This window comes from Kluyvera genomosp. 2 (genome assembly GCF_036759865.1).
Taxonomy (GTDB): Bacteria; Pseudomonadota; Gammaproteobacteria; order Enterobacterales; family Enterobacteriaceae; genus Kluyvera; species Kluyvera ascorbata_B.
On sequence record NZ_JAPKIA010000033.1, the window covers coordinates 1 to 13333 of the forward strand.

General features: G+C 51.0%; 15 protein-coding genes and 5 pseudogenes. 16 read left to right on the forward strand and 4 right to left on the reverse strand.

All coding sequences use genetic code 11. The features are described from left to right. The first annotated feature begins 157 nt into the window (after positions 1–157). The 4 genes from V6942_RS23050 to V6942_RS23065 all read left to right on the forward strand — a co-directional run bounded on the left by V6942_RS23050 (position 158) and on the right by V6942_RS23065 (position 2551). Entirely contained in the window at positions 158–742 is a 585-nt protein-coding gene (locus tag V6942_RS23050; RefSeq protein ID WP_012695450.1) for a recombinase family protein, read from the forward strand. 185 nt (positions 743–927) lie between these two features. After that, positions 928–1485 carry an OsmC family protein gene (locus tag V6942_RS23055; protein ID WP_000108589.1) on the forward strand — a complete coding sequence of 186 codons (558 nt, stop codon included), beginning with the start codon at positions 928–930 and terminating at the stop codon, positions 1483–1485. 141 nt (positions 1486–1626) lie between these two features. Next, positions 1627–2208 (forward strand): TetR/AcrR family transcriptional regulator, encoded by a 582-nt coding sequence (locus V6942_RS23060; RefSeq protein WP_000210409.1) that lies wholly within the window; start codon positions 1627–1629, stop codon positions 2206–2208. Between the two features lie 4 nt (positions 2209–2212). Continuing rightward, positions 2213–2551 carry a carboxymuconolactone decarboxylase family protein gene (locus tag V6942_RS23065; protein WP_000888080.1) on the forward strand — a complete coding sequence of 113 codons (339 nt, stop codon included), beginning with the start codon at positions 2213–2215 and terminating at the stop codon, positions 2549–2551. Positions 2552–2580: 29 nt separating this feature from the next. Here V6942_RS23065 and V6942_RS23070 read toward each other — a convergent pair whose 3' ends face one another. Continuing rightward, entirely contained in the window at positions 2581–2910 is a 330-nt protein-coding gene (locus tag V6942_RS23070) for a thioredoxin family protein (protein WP_021242987.1), read from the reverse strand. 213 nt (positions 2911–3123) lie between these two features. Between V6942_RS23070 and V6942_RS23075 the strand changes: the two genes are divergently transcribed. The 3 genes from V6942_RS23075 to V6942_RS23085 all read left to right on the forward strand — a co-directional run bounded on the left by V6942_RS23075 (position 3124) and on the right by V6942_RS23085 (position 5836). Then, positions 3124–4230 (forward strand): alkene reductase, encoded by a 1107-nt coding sequence (locus V6942_RS23075; RefSeq protein ID WP_006687059.1) that lies wholly within the window; start codon positions 3124–3126, stop codon positions 4228–4230. A gap of 65 nt (positions 4231–4295) precedes the next feature. Then, a complete protein-coding gene (locus tag V6942_RS23080; RefSeq protein WP_001194072.1) occupies positions 4296–4997 on the forward strand; it encodes a DsbA family oxidoreductase in 702 nt (233 codons plus the stop codon). 65 nt (positions 4998–5062) lie between these two features. Then, positions 5063–5836: an SDR family NAD(P)-dependent oxidoreductase gene (locus V6942_RS23085; RefSeq protein WP_004729618.1), complete on the forward strand. Its 774-nt coding sequence runs from the start codon at positions 5063–5065 to the stop codon at positions 5834–5836. Between the two features lie 210 nt (positions 5837–6046). Here V6942_RS23085 and V6942_RS23090 read toward each other — a convergent pair. Then, positions 6047–6394, reverse strand: a pseudogene (locus V6942_RS23090) (EamA family transporter); the annotation flags it as partial. Positions 6395–6634: 240 nt separating this feature from the next. On the opposite strand from V6942_RS23090, the pseudogene V6942_RS23095 reads away from it, so the two are divergent. The 8 genes and pseudogenes from V6942_RS23095 to fghA all read left to right on the forward strand — a co-directional run. Further along, a pseudogene (locus tag V6942_RS23095) lies at positions 6635–6790 on the forward strand (alpha/beta hydrolase); the annotation flags it as partial. A 56-nt stretch (positions 6791–6846) separates the two neighbouring features. After that, positions 6847–7544, forward strand: a protein-coding gene (locus V6942_RS23100) for an IS1 family transposase (RefSeq protein ID WP_223433957.1) whose coding sequence is annotated in 2 segments (ribosomal slippage) — positions 6847–7096 and positions 7096–7544 — 699 coding nt in all. Because the reading frame shifts where the segments join, the coding sequence is not laid out codon by codon here. Between the two features lie 194 nt (positions 7545–7738). Then, positions 7739–8380, forward strand: coding sequence for a restriction endonuclease (locus V6942_RS23105; protein WP_012561158.1), 642 nt, complete (start codon positions 7739–7741; stop codon positions 8378–8380). A gap of 162 nt (positions 8381–8542) precedes the next feature. Continuing rightward, positions 8543–9240 (forward strand): annotated as a pseudogene (locus V6942_RS23110) (IS1 family transposase). Positions 9241–9353: 113 nt separating this feature from the next. After that, positions 9354–9629 (forward strand): formaldehyde-responsive transcriptional repressor FrmR, encoded by a 276-nt coding sequence (gene frmR, locus V6942_RS23115; RefSeq protein ID WP_017384071.1) that lies wholly within the window; start codon positions 9354–9356, stop codon positions 9627–9629. Between the two features lie 34 nt (positions 9630–9663). Further along, positions 9664–10773 (forward strand): S-(hydroxymethyl)glutathione dehydrogenase, encoded by a 1110-nt coding sequence (gene frmA, locus V6942_RS23120; RefSeq protein ID WP_017384070.1) that lies wholly within the window; start codon positions 9664–9666, stop codon positions 10771–10773. 43 nt (positions 10774–10816) lie between these two features. Further along, a complete protein-coding gene (locus V6942_RS23125) occupies positions 10817–11215 on the forward strand; it encodes a VOC family protein (RefSeq protein WP_012561111.1) in 399 nt (132 codons plus the stop codon). Between the two features lie 64 nt (positions 11216–11279). Further along, entirely contained in the window at positions 11280–12116 is an 837-nt protein-coding gene (gene fghA, locus V6942_RS23130) for an S-formylglutathione hydrolase (RefSeq protein ID WP_012561110.1), read from the forward strand. Positions 12117–12143: 27 nt separating this feature from the next. On the opposite strand, the pseudogene V6942_RS23135 reads toward fghA, so the two are convergent. Next, positions 12144–12227 (reverse strand): annotated as a pseudogene (locus tag V6942_RS23135) (resolvase); the annotation flags it as partial. 57 nt (positions 12228–12284) lie between these two features. Here V6942_RS23135 and V6942_RS23140 point away from each other — a divergent pair. Beyond that, complete coding sequence (locus tag V6942_RS23140; protein ID WP_001067855.1) at positions 12285–12989, forward strand: IS6-like element IS26 family transposase; 705 nt, start codon at positions 12285–12287, stop codon at positions 12987–12989. Positions 12990–13037: 48 nt separating this feature from the next. On the opposite strand, the pseudogene V6942_RS23145 reads toward V6942_RS23140, so the two are convergent. Beyond that, a pseudogene (locus tag V6942_RS23145) lies at positions 13038–13103 on the reverse strand (hypothetical protein); the annotation flags it as partial. Between the last annotated feature and the right edge of the window lie 230 nt (positions 13104–13333).

Consider the following 13333-nt stretch of genomic DNA (forward strand, 5'->3'; position numbering starts at 1 on the left):
GTGAGGCGATGAATACCGACAGTTAACGTGCATGTGACTTAAACGTCCGAAACCGGTCGGTTTCGTACACCACTTACAGCACATGTCCGAAACTTAGTGAAATTAATTTCGGACACACGTTATAATTCGGACATCCATTTCGTACGGAAAGTTTCCCATGTCACGTGTTTTTGCCTACTGCAGGGTCTCAACTCTGGAACAGACCACAGAAAACCAGCGTCGTGAAATTGAAGCGGCGGGTTTTGCCATCAGATCCCAACGACTTATTGAGGAGCATATCAGTGGCTCGGTTGCTGCCAGCGAACGCCCCGGATTTATCCGGTTGCTAGATCGCATGGAAAATGGGGATGTACTGATTGTCACCAAACTTGACCGTCTGGGTCGTAATGCGATGGATATCCGAAAAACAGTAGAGCAACTGGCGGCTTTAGATATTCGCGTTCATTGTCTCGCACTCGGAGGCGTTGACTTGACCAGTCCGGCCGGAAAAATGACTATGCAGGTAATTTCTGCTGTAGCGGAGTTTGAGCGGGATTTGCTGCTTGAGCGAACGTATTCAGGTATTGCGAGGGCAAAAGCGGCTGGAAAACGCTTCGGTCGCCCCCCCATCCTGAGCGAGGAACAAAAGCAAACAGTGACAGAGCGCCTAAATGCTGGCATCAGTATCAGTGCTATTGCCCGGGAATTTAATACCACCCGCCAGACTATCCTTCGGGTAAAGGCTGGATTGCTGCAAGAGTGAGCGGCTGGGAAGATTATAAAAAAAATCAAATGGTTATTATGAAATAAAACAGCCTGCTGGGTTCTTTTCCCCCTATTTTTTATAAAAGAGTAGACAAAAGAGGTTCGCGATATTAATCTACCAACTAGATGGTTGGTGCTGATTACACCAGCTATACCTTTTATCAAGAAATTACAGGAGCCATTATGTCTACTACCGTTAAACCTTCTGCAGACGCAGCTGCGATCCACAATACCCGTGAAGCAGTTCGCAGCCAGCCTGGCCTGGGTAACCTGACTTTCCAGATGAAAGCCCGTTCCAGCGGCGGATTAACCGTTCGCACAGAGACCGGCGCCACAATCCAGAACGGCGTTATCGATACCAGCCGTGTGGGGAAATTTTCTAATATCGGTGATGAACCCGCAGGTTTACTCGGCACCGATACCGGCATGAGCCCGACTGAATACATCATGCAGGCGCTGGCTGGCTGTTATACCGCCACCCTTACCATGATGGCTGCTGAAAAAGGGATCGACCTGGACGGTATCGAGCTGGATCTTAATTTCGATATCAACCTCAACGGCTTCCTTGGGCTGGACAGCAACGTGCGTAAAGGTGCGAAATCTATTCGCGTCGATGTTCACCTTACGAGCAAGACCGCCAGTCGCGAGGAGTTAGAAGCGCTGGTCAGCGAAATGCAAAAGAATTCGCCAATCCACGATACTCTGGCTAATCCGGTTGAAATGATTACACGCCTGGCGTGATGTCAGAGATGTAATGCTGCCATTCAGAATGCAGGATGGCAGTGACGTTCAGCTCTGCACGATACTGAGTCAGTGATACAACTTGCTACGGGAAAATAGCAACAATATAATCTATCAACTAGTAGATTATATGGAGTAATTATGACAACCATGACACGGGAACGGCTGCTCAGCGAAGCAGAACACCTGATGCGCGAAAAAGGGTATTCAGCATTCAGCTATGCTGATTTATCAAAAATAGTGGGTATCACCAAGGCCAGTATTCATCACCATTTCCCGACCAAAGATATTCTGGGTGAGCAGGTGGTAATACAGGCGTTCTCTGATACACAACGCGTATTTGAGCAGATAGAGGCGACTGAGAAAAGCGCGGAGAGAAGAATTGCGGCTTACATCGATATCTTCGCGCAAAGCCATAAAGCTTCGCTACTGCCACTGTGTTGTGCGTTGTCAGCAGAGACCGCCAATCTGCCTCAGGCAATTACTGTACAGACATCACTTTATTTCGATATGCAAATCGAGTGGCTCACAAAAGTCGTCAGGGCGGGCATGGAGTCAGGTGAGTTTTCATCCCATGCCGAACCATCAGATATTGCTTTGATGATCATTAATGTCTGTGAAGGCTCAAGCGTAGTGGCGCATGCAACGGCCAGACCCGAAGTCTTCGCCAACAGCCTTAAGTATATAAAACTGCTTCTTAATACCCCTCATTCAGGAGAATGACACTATGCTGGACTGGAACAACTATCGCTCAGAGTTAATGCAACGTTTAGGCGAGTTGGGCAAACTGACCCCCGAGACCATGAAAGGCGTGGTTGCCCTGGGCAACGCAGGTAACAAAACTGACCTTTTGGGCGCAAAAGTGCGTGAACTCATTGCCCTGGCGTGCGCAGTCACAACCCGCTGCGACGGCTGTATTGCTTTTCACGCCGACGCCGCTGTGAAAGCCGGTGCAACCGACGCTGAAATTGCTGAAGCGCTGGGCGTGGCGATTAACCTCAACGCTGGCGCGGCGGTCATTTATTCAGCCCGCACTCTGGATGCCGTCGGTCAGGCACGCGGTTAAGCATTAATAAATTCCACGTTAAAAGGGCATTACTGCCCTTTTTTTATGTCCGCAATAGCCTGAGCATATACCGATGCAGGTTTCACACCCGGTATGCGTTTAACTAATTGCCCTTCATGAAATATCAGCACAGACGGCAGCCCCCAGATCTCGTATTTGGTTGTCAGCACCGGCGCCTGATCTACATTGACTTTCCCCACCTGAATATCTCTATCGAGCCGGTCTGCAAACTGACTGAACATTTCTTCGCTGGCCTGACAGGGCGGACACCAGGGTGCAGAGAAACGTACCACCGATATTCCGTTGTACTGCTCTATCTGGCGGAAATTATCTTCGTTATAAGCTGTTAATGTACGCATGGTGATGACCTCGCAAAATGAGTGACAATTCAGAAATGGCTGCGTTATGACAAAAAAATACAACACAGCCATTGACCTACCTACTAGATGGTTGGTATATTGCCACCCATCAGATGTTTATGCAACTCCAGTGCGCGACGTCCAGTCGATGATACTGCCGGGCTGTGCAAATCCCTGCCGGGATACTCCTTTTTGTTTTTTGTGAGGTATACGATGAGTAAGCTTTTCACCCCCTACAATCTGTCTGGCCTGGCGTTAAAAAACCGTGTAGTCATGGCACCGATGACCCGCACCCGCACCATGAATGACGTGCCGGATGAGGTCGTGGCTTTGTACTATGCACAGCGTGCTTCTGCTGGCCTGCTCATCACCGAAGGGATGCCGGTTTCAGAAGAAGGCCGGGGTTACCTTTATACCCCTGGTATCTACAACGACGAACACGTCCAGGGCTGGCGTAAGGTGACACAAGCGGTTCACGCCAAAGGTGGCCGTATTTTCGCGCAGCTCTGGCACGTCGGCCGTATGTCTCACGTCTCTCTTCAGCCAGGCCACATAGCGCCGGTTTCAGCGGGCACCGTTCAGGCGGTCAATACCACCGTTTTTGCGCTGACCGAATCCGGAGAACCGGGCCCGGTTGTACCAAGCCAGCCACGCGCGCTGGAAACGCATGAAGTTAAACGCATCACTGCAGACTTCGTGCACTCCGCACGCCTGGCGATGGAAGCCGGCTTTGACGGCGTGGAAATCATGGCGGCAAACGGATTCATCTTTGACCAGTTCCTCAGTAGCGAACTGAACACCCGCACCGACGAATACGGCGGCTCGGTGGAAAATCGTCAGCGTTTCCTGCTGGAGACCATTGACGCCGTGGCGGAAGCCGTGGGTAACAGCCACGTTGCCGTGCGCCTGTCACCGTTCGGCCGCATTTATGACCTCGCGCCGTATGAAGGTGAAGAGCAAACCTGGTCAGCCATCACCGACGCGCTCGGTCAGCGGGAACTGGCCTACGTACACCTTTACTATCAGCCGGTGTACACCAAAGCGCCACTTCCGGAAGGCTTCCGCCGCCGTTTTCGCAACACGTTTAAAGGCACCATCATCGCTGCCGGCGGTTTTACCCGTGATATCGCAGAGCAGGCTCTGGAAGATGATGAGCTGGATCTGGTGGCATTTGGTGTGCCCTACATCGCTAACCCGGATCTGGTTGAAAGAATGCAAAACGGCTGGCCACTGGCAGAAAGTGACCGCGCCACCTACTACGGCGTCAGTGGTTCCCCGGAAAAAGGCTATACCGATTACCCGGTCTGGCAGGCGCAATAAATCCCATACGGTCGCGGTTCTCTGATAAGTGAGATCCGACCGCCCAACGTCTTTGAGGAATCATTATGCAAACGCTGAAACCCACCCTTACCATCGATATCTGGTCAGATTTGGTCTGCCCGTGGTGCTGGATTGCTAAAAAAAGATTTGAACAGGGTCTGAATCGCTTTGAATTTCGCGACCAGGTGGTGATCCGCCATCACAGCTACCGTCTGGCCGGTGGTACTCCCGCGATGCCTTTTAAGGATGCCATCGTTAAAAAGCTGGGCAGTCAGCATTCAGCGGAGCTGATGATGAATCAGGTGGGCACCGCCGGTAAATCTGAAGGTCTGATCTACAACTTCGACGGCATGATGTTTGGTGATACAGAAGATGCACACACCCTGCTGGTTGCCGCGCGTAAGGCCGGAATTGCGGACGCGGTGGAAGAACGTTTTTATCATGGCAGTATCACCGAAGGTCGCTCTCTCTTTGACCGTCAGCAGCTCGTTGCCATGGCCGTAGAAGCCGGTATGCCGAAAGCTGACGCTGAAGCCGCCCTGGAAAATGACGATTTTCGCGCCACCGTTTCCGACGATGAAGCCCACGCACAGTCTATTGGCCTCAGCGGCGTTCCGGTTTTTGTGATGAACGAAAAATATGCCATCAGCGGGGCTCAGGCAGCAGATAACTTTTTGAATGCCCTGCGTCAGGTCTGGGATGAACAGCAAACCGAATTTTCAGCCACTGCGGGTCAGACCTGCGGAACGGATGGCTGCAGTATTTAATCCGTCAACCGCCGGCAGTTTCACGCTGCCGGCAACGTCTTACCCACCAGTAATGGAGTCAGAAAATGAACACTTTTTTCAAAGGTAAAAAACTGCTCGTCGTCGGCGGTACCAGCGGCATGGGCCTGGCCGTGGCACGCATGGTACTGGAAGCGGGCGGCAGTGTCGTGCTGACCGGGAATAAAAAAGACAAAGCCGAAGCGGTGCAAAAAGAACTGAGCCCTCTGGGACCGGTTGCGGTCATCGCGGCGAACCTGATGACCGAAGAAGGTATGGAAACTATCCGTCAGGAAATTAATGCTCACCATCGCGATATCAGCCTGATGGTGAATGCCGCCGGTATCTTCATGCCCAAAGGATTTACCGAGCACAGCTTTGCCGATTATGACATGTATCTTTCGCTGAACCGAGCCACGTTCTTTATTACACAGGATGTCGTGAAGAACATGCTCGCCGCGAAGCTCGAAGGGTCTATCGTCAACGTCGGTTCGATTGGTGCTCAGGCTGCACTGGGTGACTCGCCGGCCTCGGCCTATTCAATGGCAAAAGCGGGTCTGCATGCCCTGACGCGTAATCTGGCGATTGAGCTGGCCAGCGCGGGTATTCGTGTCAACGCGGTGTCTCCCGGGATTGTTCATACGCCGATATACGAAGGCTTCATGGACAAAGCGGATATCGCAGATGCTATGAAGTCGCTGAACGATTTCCACCCGCTGGGACGCGTCGGAACTGCCGAAGATGTGGCAAACACTATTCTCTTCCTGTTGTCTGACAAAACCTCATGGGTGACGGGCGCTATCTGGGATGTCGATGCGGGCATCATGGCGGTCAGACGATAACCCCGTGACGCTGGCATAAGCCGCCCCTTAAGGGCGGCATTTTTTTGTCGCCAGACATGTCATCAGCAGGCTTCACTAAGAATATTCACGACCTGTTCATCCGTGCCTTTTGTGTTCCCGGCACAGGGTGTTATGCCGGGTTCTGACGACATCCTGACAGGACAAAACGGCCAGAGAGAAAGGAGTTATACACGATGAGGAGCCGGTAACGGAGAGTGATTCCCCTTTAAATAATCCGTGGATCACCATCGCAAACTGTACGGCACCAAAAAGTAACAGCGCACCTGCCCCGGTATCGAGATGGATATAGGCGACAGAGAAGAGCACTGCGTACACCATGAGGTAAAATTCGCTCAGCGGACGCCACAGCGATAATGTAGTTTTTGCGTGATAAAACAAGAAAGGTGACAGGACGAGTGCACCACTGGCCAGCCTGAGGCTGCTGAATGAAAGGGGATCAATGTGGCCTCCCTGCAGGGCCAGACGGCACAGAATAGAGTTTGCAGCAAACGCCAGCATTGCCAGGGATATTTTAAGAATGAGCGCGCAATTGGCCATTCAGTGAGACCTCATAAAATTCTTGTAAACTACCATCTAGTTGGTAGCATAGCGTAAGTGATCACCGAACAGGAAGCAATAATCAGCTTTCAAACTGGAAGGTGAGGACAGGCATTCGGAATGAATTCTGTTTCACATCCCCAGTAGAGGAAGGAAAACGCGTAATGCCAGATGCAGAGCAGAAGATTATTTTTCCCTGCGATCAAACATATGAAATCAGTTTAAGACCTGGAATATCCTATGAAAAAACTAAAATTTACGTTCAAAAATGCGGCTGGTGAAGAACTGGCCGGATTGCTTGAACTTCCTGAAAATCCTAAAGCGTTTGCGCTGTTAGCTCATTGTTTTACGTGTGGCAAAGACCTCAAAGGCGCGGCGCGTATTGCGCGGAAACTGAGGTAATGGTGCCAACTTACTGATTTAGTGTATGATGGTGTTTTTGAGGTGCTCCAGTGGCTTCTGTTTCTATCAGCTGTCCCTCCTGTTCAGCTACTGAAGGCGTGGTGCGTAACGGTAAAAGTACTGCCGGACATCAGCGCTATCTCTGCTCTCACTGCCGTAAAACATGGCAGCTACAGTTCACTTACACCGCTTCTCAACCCGGTACGCATCAGAAAATCATTGATATGGCCATGAATGGCGTCGGATGTCGCGCCAGTGCACGCATTATGGGCGTTGGCCTCAACACGATTTTACGTCACTTAAAAAACTCAGACCGCAGTCGGTAACCTCACGCATACAACCGGGCAGTGACGTCATTGTTTGCGCGGAAATGGACGAACAGTGGGGTTATGTCGGCGCTAAATCACGCCAGCGCTGGTTGTTTTACGCGTATGACAGGATACGGAGGACGGTTGTGGCGCACGTATTCGGTGAACGCACGTTGTCCACGCTGGAGCGTCTTCTGGGCCTGCTGTCGGCCTTTGAGGTCGTGGTATGGATGACGGATGGCTGGCCGCTTTATGAATCACGCCTGAAGGGAGAACTGCACGTTATCAGCAAGCGATATACGCAGCGCATTGAGCGGCATAACCTGAATCTGAGGCAACATCTGGCAAGGCTGGGCAGGAAGTCACTGTCGTTCTCAAAATCGGTGGAGCTGCATGACAAAGTCATCGGGCATTATCTGAACATAAAACACTATCAGTAAGTTGGAGTCATTACCGGCTTACCGTACAATAATTCTCTATATCCAAACTGACCCCTACTCGACCGGCACCGTACTTTACGGGCGGATTTGCCAGAATCAGTCAGGCAGCGCTTCGTGGCAGGTTTACAGCCGTCGCTAAACACCAGGGCGGTTTAACCGCCCTTTTCTTTACCCACAGAAAGCACACTATCACCATGTTCCCCTTCCCCACTACAGAAAACCTTATTCTATGGGCTTGCAGCGCCATCGCACTGTTTGCCGTTGTATTCTTCCGGCGTTCAGTACGCAACCGACGACACAAAAGGAAGCAGCAAAGTGCGCGGCGGGTGCTGGAGCGCATAAAGACGTTGCCGGGCTTCCCACAAAAAATTAACTACCTGAGGAAAATTGATCCTTTTGTGTTTGAAGAACTGTTGCTGGAAGGATTTGAAGCGCATGGCTTCAGAACCATCAGAAACAAACGCTATACCGGCGATGGAGGCATTGACGGCCAGGTAATAATAGGAAAATATCGCTATCTTATTCAGGCTAAACGCTATCGCGGCCATATTGCTTTACAGCACGTACAGGAGTTCGAGAAGTTGCTTAAACGTCATAACTGTCGCGGTCTGTTTTGCCATACCGGGAAAACCGGCGCAGGTTCAAAATCTGTCAGTATTGCCAGTGAACGGATGGAGATTATCAGCGGCCAGCGCCTGATAGATTTGCTCACGCCCGGCAGCTCCTTCACTATCGCAACCGCCCCGCAGACGATGATGAAGCGTACCGCAGCAACACTAGAAACGAGCACCATTGTTAAAGATGCCGGTAAAGAAAATCGATACCATGAGAGTTAATTAAATGAAGTCAGTAACTATAGAAGCAAAAACATTTGCTGAAATGTTAGGAATAACAGAAGGTGAATTAATCTTTGCCATTAAGAAAACTGGCACATTCAAAAACAGGTAATGGTGCCAACTTACTGATTTAGTGTATGATGGTGTTTTTGAGGTGCTCCAGTGGCTTCTGTTTCTATCAGCTGTCCCTCCTGTTCAGCTACTGAAGGCGTGGTGCGTAACGGTAAAAGTACTGCCGGACATCAGCGCTATCTCTGCTCTCACTGCCGTAAAACATGGCAGCTACAGTTCACTTACACCGTCTCTCAGCCCGGTACACACCAGAAAATTATTGATATGGCCATGAATGGCGTCGGATGTCGCGCCAGTGCACGCATTATGGGCGTTGGCCTCAACACGATTTTACGACACTTAAAAAACTCAGGCCGTAGTCGGTAAACTCACGCATACAACCGGGCAGTGACGTCATTGTTTGCGCGGAAATGGACGAACAGTGGGGTTACGTCGGCGCTAAATCACGCCAGCGCTGGTTGTTTTACGCGTATGACAGGATACGGAGGACGGTTGTGGCGCACGTATTCGGTGAACGCACGTTGGTCACGCTGGAGCGTCTTCTGGGCCTGCTGTCGGCCTTTGAGGTCGTGGTATGGATGACGGATGGCTGGCCGCTTTATGAATCACGCCTGAAGGGAGAACTGCACGTTATCAGCAAGCGATATACGCAGCGCATTGAGCGGCATAACCTGAATCTGAGGCAGCATCTGGCAAGGCTGGGCAGGAAGTCACTGTCGTTCTCAAAATCGGTGGAGCTGCATGACAAAGTCATCGGGCATTATCTGAACATAAAACACTATCAGTAAGTTGGAGTCATTACCGGTGCTCTGATATATTTATTATACTATAGTGGGGTATGTGTTGATCTTAATGTAATACTCCCCTATAGTATAAGAAATACAGAGCAGTGAGGTAAGCAATGCCCAGTACTCCTGAAGAGAAAAAAAAGGTCCTAACCCGGGTTCGCCGTATCCGGGGTCAGATTGATGCTCTGGAAAGAGCACTTGAAAGTGGCGCTGAATGCCGTTCCGTTCTCCAGCAAATCGCCGCCGTCCGGGGCGCCGCTAACGGACTGATGGCAGAGGTGCTGGAGAGCCACATACGGGAAACCTTTGACCAGAATGACAGCTACAGTCATGAAGTCAGTAAATCAGTTGACGATACGATTGAGCTGGTTCGTGCCTATCTTAAATAGGTGAGGCCATTATTACATTGAGGATATATTACGTATGAAATCACGTGCCGCTGTTGCATTTGCACCAGGGAAGCCCCTGGAGATTGTTGAAATTGATGTTGCTCCGCCTAAAAAAGGCGAGGTGCTGATTAAAAACACCCACACAGGTGTCTGCCATACCGATGCCTTTACCCTCTCAGGGAATGACCCTGAGGGCGTTTTCCCGGTGGTTCTCGGCCACGAGGGAGCCGGTATCGTCGTTGAAGTTGGTGAAGGCGTCACCAGTGTGAAGCCGGGTGACCATGTTATTCCGCTCTACACCGCTGAATGCGGGGAGTGTGAATTCTGCCAGTCCGGTAAAACGAACCTCTGTGTATCGGTTCGCGAGACTCAGGGCAAAGGACTGATGCCTGACGGGACCACTCGCTTTTCATACAACGGTCAGCCTCTTTACCACTACATGGGATGTTCCACATTCAGTGAATACACCGTTGTGGCCGAGGTTTCTCTGGCAAAAATTAACCCGGAGGCGAACCATGAACACGTCTGCCTGTTGGGTTGTGGCGTGACTACCGGTATTGGCGCCGTCCATAACACGGCTAAAGTGCAGCCGGGCGATTCAGTTGCCATTTTTGGTCTGGGGGCAATTGGTCTGGCTGCGGTACAGGGGGCCCGTCAGGCAAAAGCGGGACGTATTATCGCTATCGATACTAATCCGACAAAATTTGACCTGGCCCGTCAGTTCGGGGCCACTGACTGCATTAACCCGAATGATTATGACAAACCGATTAAAGATGTTCTGCTGGATATCAACAAGTGGGGTATTGACCATACCTTTGAATGTATCGGTAACGTTAACGTCATGCGTGCAGCGCTGGAAAGTGCTCACCGTGGGTGGGGGCAGTCCGTTGTCATTGGTGTCGCAGGGGCCGGACAGGAGATTTCCACCCGTCCTTTCCAGCTGGTCACCGGGCGCGTATGGAAAGGTTCCGCGTTTGGCGGAGTAAAAGGCCGCACTCAGCTCCCCGGTATGGTCGAGGATGCCATGAAGGGGGATATTGACCTTGAGCCATTTGTAACCCATACGATGACACTGGATGAAATCAATGACGCCTTCGAGCTTATGCATGAAGGCAAATCTATCCGGACAGTGATTCATTACTGATCCCATCAGAATTTTAATCAACTCAAACTGAAGGAAGTGGAAAATGACAACTCCGGTAATTTCTGGTGACGGCATCTTTTCTCATGTGTTCATTGGCGCAGCCGATGTCGAGAAATCCTCCGCATTTTACGATGTCGTCCTGGGCACGCTTGGTATCAATAACCTCGGCCCGTTTGGCAACGGCTGGGTACTCTATGGCCGCGAAAAGCCGGCATTTATCATTGCCCGTCCGGGCAACGGTGAAGCACCTTCCGCTAACGGGGTGACTGTCGGCTTCGCTGCTGCCACCCCGGAAGAGGTTGATGCTTTCCATGCTGCCGGCCTTGCCGCCGGTGGAGCTGATGAAGGTCAACCTGGCCCGCGTGGTCACCTTCCCGGGGCCTATGCTGCCTACCTGCGGGATCCGGCGGGTAACAAAATCACGGCGTATACGTTTATCTGACGTCCGGATTTAAAGATACTTCCCCTGGCTTCGGTCAGGGGAAATAACCATGAGATAACGGCTGATGGAACTCATTGAGCAGCATGCCAGCTCTGGCGGCTGGCAAAACGTGTACCGGCATTATTCACAATCCCTTAATTGTGAAATGAATTTCGGTGTGTATCTTCCTCCCAAAGCAGTAACAGAAAAACTGCCGGTACTATACTGGTTGTCGGGCCTGACCTGTACTGAGCAGAATTTCATCACCAAATCAGGTATGCAGCATTATGCAGCCCGGCATAACGTCATCGTTGTTGTCCCGGATACCAGTCCCCGGGGTAATAATGTCCCGGATGCCGACAGTTACGATCTTGGCCAGGGGGCCGGTTTTTATCTGAACGCGACGGAACAGCCGTGGAATGTTCATTACAGGATGTATGACTATATTCTCAGAGAGCTTCCGGATGTCGTCATGAATCATTTTCCTGCAACGGCAAGAAAATCTATATCCGGTCATTCTATGGGAGGGCTGGGTGCTCTGGTGCTGGCTCTGCGAAATCCTGGTGAATATGTGAGCGTATCAGCATTTTCCCCGATAGTATCGCCTTCTCAGGTGCCATGGGGGCAACAGGCATTTAGCGCTTACCTGGGTGAAAACAGAAAAACGTGGGAAGCCTACGATCCAGTCAGCCTCATTTTACAGGGTGAAAAATTACCAGAAATCTTCATTGATCAGGGGCTGAGTGACGCCTTTTATGAAGAGCAACTGCGCACCAAAATCCTTGAGAGAGTATGCAATGAGATGAACCTCAATGCGTCGTTCCGATATCATACTGGATACGACCACAGCTATTATTTCATTTCCAGCTTTATTGGTGAGCACATTGCTTACCATGCCAACAGGCTCAGGCTGTCAGCATGAGTTGATTTCCAGCCTCAGAAAATGTGCTTAATTTTCAGGCCTGAACAGGGCCTGAACCCTGCAGACCTGAGATGTACTGTAACTGGTGGCTTCAGCAGTTTCTCTGGCACTGTTGCAAATAGTCGGTGGTGATAAACTTATCATCCCCTTTTGCTGATGGAGCTGCACATGAACCCATTCAAAGGCCGGCATTTTCAGCGTGACATCATTCTGTGGGCCGTACGCTGGTACTGCAAATACGGCATCAGTTACCGTGAGCTGCAGGAGATGCTGGCTGAACGCGGAGTGAATGTCGATCACTCCACGATTTACCGCTGGGTTCAGCGTTATGCGCCTGAAATGGAAAAACGGCTGCGCTGGTACTGGCGTAACCCTTCCGATCTTTGCCCGTGGCACATGGATGAAACCTACGTGAAGGTCAATGGCCGCTGGGCGTATCTGTACCGGGCCGTCGACAGCCGGGGCCGCACTGTCGATTTTTATCTCTCCTCCCGTCGTAACAGCAAAGCTGCATACCGGTTTCTGGGTAAAATCCTCAACAACGTGAAGAAGTGGCAGATCCCGCGATTCATCAACACGGATAAAGCGCCCGCCTATGGTCGCGCGCTTGCTCTGCTCAAACGCGAAGGCCGGTGCCCGTCTGACGTTGAACACCGACAGATTAAGTACCGGAACAACGTGATTGAATGCGATCATGGCAAACTGAAACGGATAATCGGCGCCACGCTGGGATTTAAATCCATGAAGACGGCTTACGCCACCATCAAAGGTATTGAGGTGATGCGTGCACTACGCAAAGGCCAGGCCTCAGCATTTTATTATGGTGATCCCCTGGGCGAAATGCGCCTGGTAAGCAGAGTTTTTGAAATGTAAGGCCTTTGAATAAGACAAAAGGCTGCCTCATCGCTAACTTTGCAACAGTGCCTTTTCGGTTACCTCGAAATGGACGCAGGTCAGGGCGGCGATTTTGGCTTTTATATCCTTCTGGGGGTCCGCTTGGAATTCGGAAATTATCCTACGTTAAGATTTTCAAGCTTAACGGGTGATTTCGTTCCATTGATCGGAAACCCCTGACCGCAAGGGATGTACGGAACTGTCAGGCTGTCCGTTTCTGGTTTTGCCTACTTTCGGACAGATCAACGGCATGGTGTACGTAATCGTTCGGTTTCGGACGTTTAAGTCACATGCACGTTAACTGTCGGTATTCATCGCCTCAC

Excerpts from the sequence above, each read along its gene's own strand:
- V6942_RS23050 (WP_012695450.1), top strand. The coding sequence starts at position 158 with ATGTCACGTGTTTTTGCCTACTGCAGGGTCTCAACTCTGGAACAGACC.
- V6942_RS23055 (WP_000108589.1), top strand. The coding sequence starts at position 928 with ATGTCTACTACCGTTAAACCTTCTGCAGACGCAGCTGCGATCCACAAT.
- V6942_RS23060 (WP_000210409.1), top strand. The coding sequence starts at position 1,627 with ATGACAACCATGACACGGGAACGGCTGCTCAGCGAAGCAGAACACCTG.
- V6942_RS23065 (WP_000888080.1), top strand. The coding sequence starts at position 2,213 with ATGCTGGACTGGAACAACTATCGCTCAGAGTTAATGCAACGTTTAGGC.
- V6942_RS23070 (WP_021242987.1), bottom strand. The coding sequence starts at position 2,910 with ATGCGTACATTAACAGCTTATAACGAAGATAATTTCCGCCAGATAGAG.
- V6942_RS23075 (WP_006687059.1), top strand. The coding sequence starts at position 3,124 with ATGAGTAAGCTTTTCACCCCCTACAATCTGTCTGGCCTGGCGTTAAAA.
- V6942_RS23080 (WP_001194072.1), top strand. The coding sequence starts at position 4,296 with ATGCAAACGCTGAAACCCACCCTTACCATCGATATCTGGTCAGATTTG.
- V6942_RS23085 (WP_004729618.1), top strand. The coding sequence starts at position 5,063 with ATGAACACTTTTTTCAAAGGTAAAAAACTGCTCGTCGTCGGCGGTACC.
- V6942_RS23105 (WP_012561158.1), top strand. The coding sequence starts at position 7,739 with ATGTTCCCCTTCCCCACTACAGAAAACCTTATTCTATGGGCTTGCAGC.
- frmR (WP_017384071.1), top strand. The coding sequence starts at position 9,354 with ATGCCCAGTACTCCTGAAGAGAAAAAAAAGGTCCTAACCCGGGTTCGC.
- frmA (WP_017384070.1), top strand. The coding sequence starts at position 9,664 with ATGAAATCACGTGCCGCTGTTGCATTTGCACCAGGGAAGCCCCTGGAG.
- V6942_RS23125 (WP_012561111.1), top strand. The coding sequence starts at position 10,817 with ATGACAACTCCGGTAATTTCTGGTGACGGCATCTTTTCTCATGTGTTC.
- fghA (WP_012561110.1), top strand. The coding sequence starts at position 11,280 with ATGGAACTCATTGAGCAGCATGCCAGCTCTGGCGGCTGGCAAAACGTG.
- V6942_RS23140 (WP_001067855.1), top strand. The coding sequence starts at position 12,285 with ATGAACCCATTCAAAGGCCGGCATTTTCAGCGTGACATCATTCTGTGG.